Annotated in this window: 6 protein-coding genes; all 6 read left to right on the top strand. The window is 38.5% G+C overall.

Annotated elements, in window-relative coordinates:
• Nucleotides 1–1,011: 1,011 nt before the first annotated feature.
• The 6 genes from QZT26_RS15295 to QZT26_RS15270 all read left to right on the top strand — a co-directional run bounded on the left by QZT26_RS15295 (nucleotide 1,012) and on the right by QZT26_RS15270 (nucleotide 7,169).
• Complete coding sequence (locus QZT26_RS15295) at nucleotides 1,012–1,260, top strand: hypothetical protein (RefSeq protein ID WP_099326325.1); 249 nt, start codon at nucleotides 1,012–1,014, stop codon at nucleotides 1,258–1,260.
• Between the two features lie 811 nt (nucleotides 1,261–2,071).
• A complete protein-coding gene (locus QZT26_RS15290) occupies nucleotides 2,072–3,157 on the top strand; it encodes an ATP-binding protein (RefSeq protein WP_157820675.1) in 1,086 nt (361 codons plus the stop codon).
• A 6-nt stretch (nucleotides 3,158–3,163) separates the two neighbouring features.
• Nucleotides 3,164–3,346, top strand: a complete 183-nt coding sequence (locus QZT26_RS15285) for a response regulator (RefSeq protein WP_099326327.1) — start codon at nucleotides 3,164–3,166, stop codon at nucleotides 3,344–3,346.
• Nucleotides 3,343–3,513, top strand: coding sequence for a hypothetical protein (locus tag QZT26_RS15280; protein ID WP_157820677.1), 171 nt, complete (start codon nucleotides 3,343–3,345; stop codon nucleotides 3,511–3,513). The genes QZT26_RS15285 and QZT26_RS15280 overlap by 4 nt, the downstream gene beginning before the upstream one ends.
• A 1,551-nt stretch (nucleotides 3,514–5,064) precedes the next feature.
• Nucleotides 5,065–6,282: an MFS transporter gene (locus tag QZT26_RS15275; protein WP_099326328.1), complete on the top strand. Its 1,218-nt coding sequence runs from the start codon at nucleotides 5,065–5,067 to the stop codon at nucleotides 6,280–6,282.
• Nucleotides 6,283–6,389: 107 nt separating this feature from the next.
• The gene (locus QZT26_RS15270; RefSeq protein ID WP_099326329.1) at nucleotides 6,390–7,169 is read left to right on the top strand and encodes a hypothetical protein; all 780 of its coding nucleotides are present in this window, start codon (nucleotides 6,390–6,392) and stop codon (nucleotides 7,167–7,169) included.
• The last annotated feature ends 319 nt before the right edge of the window (nucleotides 7,170–7,488 follow it).

The raw sequence follows: 7,488 nt of genomic DNA, 5'->3' as shown, positions 1-7,488 counted from the left end.
AGAAGAAGATCATTACGAAGCAATGGGCCAAGCGCGAGGAACAGATCGGGCGCGTGATGCAGTCTACCGTTGGCATGTACGGCGACCTGCAGGGTATTGCTGGGAAGACGTTGCAGGAGATTGAGGGGTTGGAATTAAGCGCTTTGGAGGCATCTGAAGAATAATACGGGTGCATTCCCGATTTTTTGCAAAAAAACAATCAGTAGGGGTTAACAGTAACGTAGAGACAGGTTTCAAACCTGTCTTTTACCGCTTGAAAATGACAGAAACAACCCTGACAGGGTTCCAAACCCTGTCAGGGTTAATCAAACAAGATGTTTGCGATACAATACCTGTTAGCCAACAGGTAGGTGCGAATATTTGCAAAAAATCGGGAATGCACCCCTTCCAGAATAATCGCAGTACGTAGTGTTATGTCTCTGGAACCGTCCAAGGTTAAAAGAAACATTCAGCCGGGTTCCTGGTTGATTAAGCCGCGTTTTTATTTACCGCAATACAGGTGAGAAAGTCTTCACTCTTTTTTTCACCATCATTTAAATCATCGCGTTAATCCATAGTGTGAAAGCGCACATATTTCTTAGCACATCGCAATATGTACTCACTATATGAATTAATTAGTGATACCGCCGCATCACATCCCTTATGTAATACTAAATTTAATACGAGAATCTGCTGTATGTATTTGCATACAGTGGAAAACAAGCATAACAACTCTAAGCATTAATAGTTTATGAAATATCTACTATACGGTGTATTGATTTGCATACAATATTTGTAAATTGCCCGGACTTGTTTTTATCACTACTTCTCATGCCGTTGTTAATTTCATCAGGCATAACTACTTTTATCTTTGAAGGTTATAAATTTATTACTACTAGTATAAAAAAATTGTATTGTTTTAATTTTCAATGGCAAAGGCATTGCGTAGGTATTGCGTTGAGAAAAAAGTCTGTTTCGGGAGTGTTCCCGGAAGATTGTTAAAAAAGATGTAAATTGAAGGAGGATGGCGAAATGTTTAAGAAGATAGGTATTGGTGTTGTTATTTCAGGGGCGTTAATGTTTAGTTATTTTGGATTAAACACAGCATTCATTAGCCCCGTAATCGCAGAAGAGGAAGGGAAAGACATTGAGAAAAAGACTGACGAGCTGATGGGTAGTTATAAAACAAGTAGTGCCTCATATGTTAGTGCTGTCGTTTCCAATGAGGATGTCTGCGAAAAATGCGGAAAAAAGAAAGATGATTGCACCTGCGAGGACTAATAAGCAGTAAACAATTGATACGTTCGTCATACAGGAGTATTCATTGTTATGTAAGCTGACGTTGGGCTAAATTGGTGACATATGAAAACAATTGGCGAAAGAAAACATTTATAGCATATCGCTTTGCGAAGTAGCGGGCGGATGTTTCCCAATAGCGCCAGTGGCTTGCATTTATTTGCTGGATTTTCAGGATGGCATGGACAAACAGGGTTTGTCCGTGCCATCAGTCGTGTAGGGGAGGGCATTATCCGCAGAGAAATAAACAACGTGTAAACGGAAGAGTGATATTTTGTTGGGTAATGCCCTGTCCTATCAGGTTCGCTTAATAGAAGATGAATTGTAACTATTCAGCGAGAAATATTTTAAATATAAATCAAAACATAAACATGCCAAATTACCTATTATGGGTTGGGTTTGAAATGCAGGAGGAAGAATTTCGTTACTCCCACGCACTGCTTAAAGAATCAAGACAAAAACATTTCAACCCTTACGATCTTATCTGTCTCTGTTGGATACCTTATTCTTAATGAGAAAGGGTTCATTCTGGCGGCAAACTTTGCAAGAGCTTTCATGCTGGGCATAGAGCCGCATTCGTTAACAAATAAACCTCTATCGAAATACATCGTAAAGGAGGATACAGATGCATTATACAAGGGCGTCTGAAATGGGAAACAAGGAAACCTGTGAACGGAGAATGCTTAAAGGAGATCAATCGTTTAATGCACAGCCTTAAAGCGTTGCGGTTGAGTATGCAGAGGGAAACATCATTCAATATCTTGTCACTATAGCAGATATTTCTGACTACAAAGATTTGGAAATAAAATTAAATAGTTTGTTAAAGTTCCACAGTGAGGACACTAATCCGGTGTTGCGGGTATCAAGTGAGGGAATAATTTTATATACCAATAATGCCGGTTCTCACATATTGAATTTGTTGGGCTGCCATGTATATCAAATACTTCCTGAACCATGGTTGAAAATGGTTGATAACGCCCTGCACAATGGCAGAACTATAACGTTTTACGGCGAATTTACCCTCCATGTGTATTCTTTTACGTTTACGCCAGTGAAAGAGAAAGGTTATGTTAATATTTACGGGCTTGACGTCACCCAACAACGCAAGCGGATGGAACAAGAACTGCTGCATGCGCAGAAATTACAGGCAATAGGTGTTATGACAACAGGGATTGCGCATGAGTTAAACAACATGCTTGCAATCATAGACGGAAAGATACAGATGTTAATGCAGGAAAATAAAGGCAGAAAAAAATTACTTAATGAATTACGTTTAATTCAAAGTTCAATCAAGGATGGCGCTGAAATTGTCCGCCGTATGAATAAATTTACTACGGAGAAGGAAGATCGTGAAGGGTTTGTAGCAATTGACTTACGGGAAGAGATAAAAAATACAATTGATTTAATTTGCCCAAAATGTAAGGAACACTCAGAGAGAAAAGGAATTACCTATACCATAAATTTGGACGGCGTTAAACACGTTTCATGCATAAATGGCAATCCTTTGGGGTTGCGGGAAGTATTGATTAACATCATCTATAATGCCCTTGACTCCATGCCAGAGGGAGGAACGCTTTCCTTTTCTACAAGGGAAGAAAACGGAAGCGTCGTTTTAGAGATTTCAGATACAGGCATTGGCATGGACGAAGAAACGCAGACAAAAATCTTTGACCCTTTTTTTACCACCAAGGAATATGGCATGGGGTTGGGAATGAGTATTGTTTATGGGACTGTCAACCGGCATGGAGGCAAAATAACGGTGCAAAGTAAAAAGGGAAAGGGCAGTACCTTTATTCTAAGCTTTCCCATAGTGAAAGGGTCGCAAGGTATAACGAAGAATTATGCGCCTGGCAAAGGGATGTCAGATAAAAAGGGCGGGTGAAACCGCATACTTATCGTAGATAATGAGGTAACTCAAGGAACAAAATTGAGCAGATTCCTTACGGGAGAAGGCTATAACGTTGTTTTTGTAGATAATGGCGCTAAGGCGTTAGCGCTTCTAAAAAAGGATGAATTTGATCTCGTGCTGTGTACCTTGGACTGCCGGATATATCAGGGTGGGCTATTGTGAATGCAATAAATACTATGGCCGGAAAACCAGTGATTGGCGTAATTACAGGATACCTTAATGCGTCAAATTCATTGCCAGGCAAAGAAATGAACGCAGATTTTGTTATCAAGGAGCCTTTCGAATTAGAGGAGGTATTACGTTCCGTTAATGATTCATTAAAAGATTGATATTGCAATACTTATAAAACCATTATGTGGCGATTGTGTTTGCAATGCAATTGTATTGTCTGGTAAGAAACCGACCTGCAGAAGCTCGTAGGCTGGTGGCCGTAGTTCCCAAAATTAATTCCTTCCCAGATACATGCGACACTGGCATGTTCCCTTTTAAACCACACATCTTTCTCGTAGTTAGCGACCACGATAGAGTTGCTCTAATTCAGAGAAAAGGACGCATATCATGCATTAAGTTAGTATATCCCTTATTAACGCCTTGTGAGCGTTTGGTGATATCTCTGATGGTGTCCCTTCGTTTCCTAAGATAGGGCTCTTGGGTTTATCCAGTGACTTCATGCTTAAACCCTTGTTCTTGCCCTTGAAATCGTATCATGGAAACCTTAAATTTTGTTTGAAGTTTAGGCGCTTTATCCTCACCCAGCCTCACTCCAAGCTTCCCTCCAACTTTTCGTTCAGGCTGGCCTTGCAGAGAATGCACCGGCAGGACGTTCAGGCGTAACCACAGATAACACAGATTAAAAAATTCGTTACAATCTTAGAATTGACCAATGACCAAACAAATTCTAATGACAAAATGATTTGAAATTCTAAATGAACGCATCTTTCGTATTTCGTGCTTTGTGCCTGTTTGCTTCTGGCTATGTCAGTTTAGAGGCAAAATGGTTTACAAAAAGATTTGAGAAGATGCTTGATCGAAACATTTTATCTAAGAAAGCAGGCGGCGAAAGGAAAAGATAAAGGTTGCTATTCCGCGTAAACATTACACGACTCCCGGTAGGTTCACTCATTAGAAGGCTTTTGTCCTTGACAAAAGCCTTCTAATGAGTGAACCCACGAATGTTAGTTTTCAGTGCTATTACATTCCCGAAAATCACAGACCGGGTCAAATGAACTTTGTTGTCAAGGAAGTGGGGATGAATTGCTATAAACTCCTGTTTTTGCGCCTATTTTGCCGCTTTTTAGTAACAAAGTGGGGAATTATACCCACGAAATAACGTAAAATTGCTTATTTGACCCGGTCTGCGGAGCTTGGGAACGAGCGGTTTTTTCAAACCACCAAAGTCTTATCCATAATTCAGCGTTTTAGCTTTTTAAAAGTTTTATTTGGCAATATGTTCTCATTCACGTTATTGCAGGTTTATAATAGGTAAACAATTGTATACTTATTTATTGACATATGCAGTTTCCTTAGTTATTATATTCAAGTATATTATCGGTTACTTATGTAAATGACCAAAAAATACATGCAATACTTTTTATCAGAAATGCAGTTGAAATACACAGTATTGAGTTTAATTAAGATTGATAATTTGCTTAAAAACAATTATCGTTTAGAAAGGACAAAATATGATAGTACCTTATGCACAGTTGGCAATCGGCAATCTACTGTCGGCAAATTGCAGATTGAGGACTGAGGACTTTTTTCGTGTCAGTACAGCACGCATGTTAATAATTGTTTGAAATGTAATTATTTTTAAATATTATTGAACAAAACACAATTAAATTAATCAAGACGGTAAATAGTAATTAATCAGGAAATTTTTTATGAATATGAATATGTCAGCGAATGAACAAATACAAACGCCAAATGGCAATACAAGGGTAATGATACTTGCAACCTTGGCATTTGCGCTATGCTTTGCCGGTTGGACATTATTTGCACCTTTAGCAATATATTTTCAGAGAGAATTTAATCTGTCTTCCACAATGGTAGGAATATTACTTGCTACGCCGGTATTACTTGGTTCCCTTGCAAAGATTCCTATGGGTATTGTGACAGATAAGTATGGCGGAAGACTCGTTTTTACGATTATGCTTCTGTTTGGATTCGTATCTCTGTTTTTTACCGGTTTTGCCCGTAGTTATGGTTCTTTGTTAGCGTGCGGATTCTTTTTCGGTTTAATAGGATCTTCCTTTGCTGTTGGAATTCCGCATGTTTCAGAATGGTATCCAAAGAAAAAACAAGGCTTTGCATTAGGCGTTTATGGCGTGGGAAATGCGGGTACTGCCCTTGCTGCATTTGGAGCGCCATTTATCGCGGAATCTTTGGGTTGGAGTAAGGTATTTATTATTTATTCATTTCCGTTACTTCTCATGGCATTTATCTACTGGTTTTTTACATCCAATGCCCCAAAACCTGCCAATTTAAAGGTTTCAACCCTGGGTGACAAACTGAAACTTTATAAATCTTCCAGATTGGCCTGGATCTTTTGCTTTTTTTACTTCATGTACTTTGGATTCTTCGTATGCTTTTCAGTATGGTTGCCGACGTATTTATATGACTTTTATCATATTTCACCGGTAAAGGCCGGTAGCTTCACCTCTATATTTGTATTTCTCTCATCATTTACCCGAATCTTGGGTGGTTACCTGGGCGATAAGTTCGATGGAAGAAAAATAATGGTACTGCTTACAGTAGCCGTACTTTTTATAGCGGTATTCTTAAATTTCAACTTATCATTAACAACCGCACTCGCGGTGTTTTACATTATGGGCACTTGTCTGGGTATTGGCAATGGTGTCGTATACAAGTTGGTAGCAGAATATTATCCAAAAGATACCGGGGCTGTGGGTGGCCTTGTAGGGGCAGCAGGGGGTCTCGGAGGCTTTTTTCTTCCTATAATTTTAGGCACAATTAAAGATTACACCGAGAATTATGCTCTCGGGTATATATTTGTATCCCTCGTTTGTCTTATGTGCCTTTCTTTTATGGAGAAAAAAACCCTGGTAAATGCACACAGAAAAGTAGCAACTGCAATGTAATGAGGGCGAGAAGCGCAAAGAGGCAGTGGGGTAATATTGAAGGCTGGTGCCGGTACATAAAGACGCTAAAAATTTATTTAATGGCATTTAAATAAAGAAGAATACCTATGGCTATTATCGAAAATTATATAGGTCAGAATAAGCTGACGCAATCTGCAATAAAGGATTTAAAGGTCGGTGCACGGTTAGTATTTATTGGTGTTAATCTAAGTTTCTTAGTAGGAAATTTAATTCACGGCCTTATCTATTTCGAATTTCTTCGGGCAGGAAATCACGGACGCGAATATGAGGCACATGTGCCGAATCTGCCCGATATGTTTGGTGATATTGTGATGGCAATAGTCTTTGCTTTCGCATATCTTTTTATCGCGTCTGATTCAGTAAAAAGAGTAGCAGATGGAATCTCTGATGTTTCATCAGGATTGACCTGCCAGGATAAACAAGCTGTGGAGCAGTTAATAAAATGGGTAAAAGGCCTTTTTTATGTAAGTATCATCGGGTTTGGATTGTATTTTCTCTCAAAATATTTCTTGTCTGAGGTACTTGAAGTATTTTTGGAAGAAGAGGAAGACGTTAGTGTTTCAATGCATCATATCTCTTTCGCCGCTCATAAACATCATGTAATTCCAATTATCTTAAATATTTTAAACGATTTTGTTAAATTAGGTTCGGTTTTCATATTCGTTACGGTATATTGCAGGTATCTTTCCTTAGGCAAGTATGCTTTTCTTACCCTTTATGCCTTCTTTTTTATACGATTCCTCTTTGCAACCAATATGTTTGGATTTATTGATAGATATGATTTGTATATGGGCGCCGCTATCCTGGATTTTCTAACACCGGTTATTAATATTATTTCAATTATTAGTATAGCTATTGGTGTGTAAGATGCTTTATACCTTTGGCAACTTGACCTGAAAAAATTTTAAATGAGCTACAAAGATTGTGCAGCTATGCTGCCATTCAGAAAAGAATTTTAAATTTAAGTAGTACGATTGGCAAACTATGAAATTCATTACCGAGAGAAGAAAAAAAGGACGGTTTATTAATGGGTCTGCTTCGCTTGGCCACTCCTATATCCCCCTTTCCGGAAAGATTTCAACAAAATCCTTATTTTAAGCGGGTTTCCACAAATTCAAAATAATATGTAGTCGCAGAATAAATGGCCTATTTATTAATACAAATCCTTTATAACCCTATAAATAC

The organism is uncultured Candidatus Kuenenia sp. (genome assembly GCF_900696675.1).
Classification (GTDB): domain Bacteria; phylum Planctomycetota; class Brocadiia; order Brocadiales; family Brocadiaceae; genus Kuenenia; species Kuenenia stuttgartiensis_A.
The sequence above is the reverse complement of the archived record's forward strand: the minus strand, read 5'-3'. Positions and strand labels throughout refer to the sequence as shown.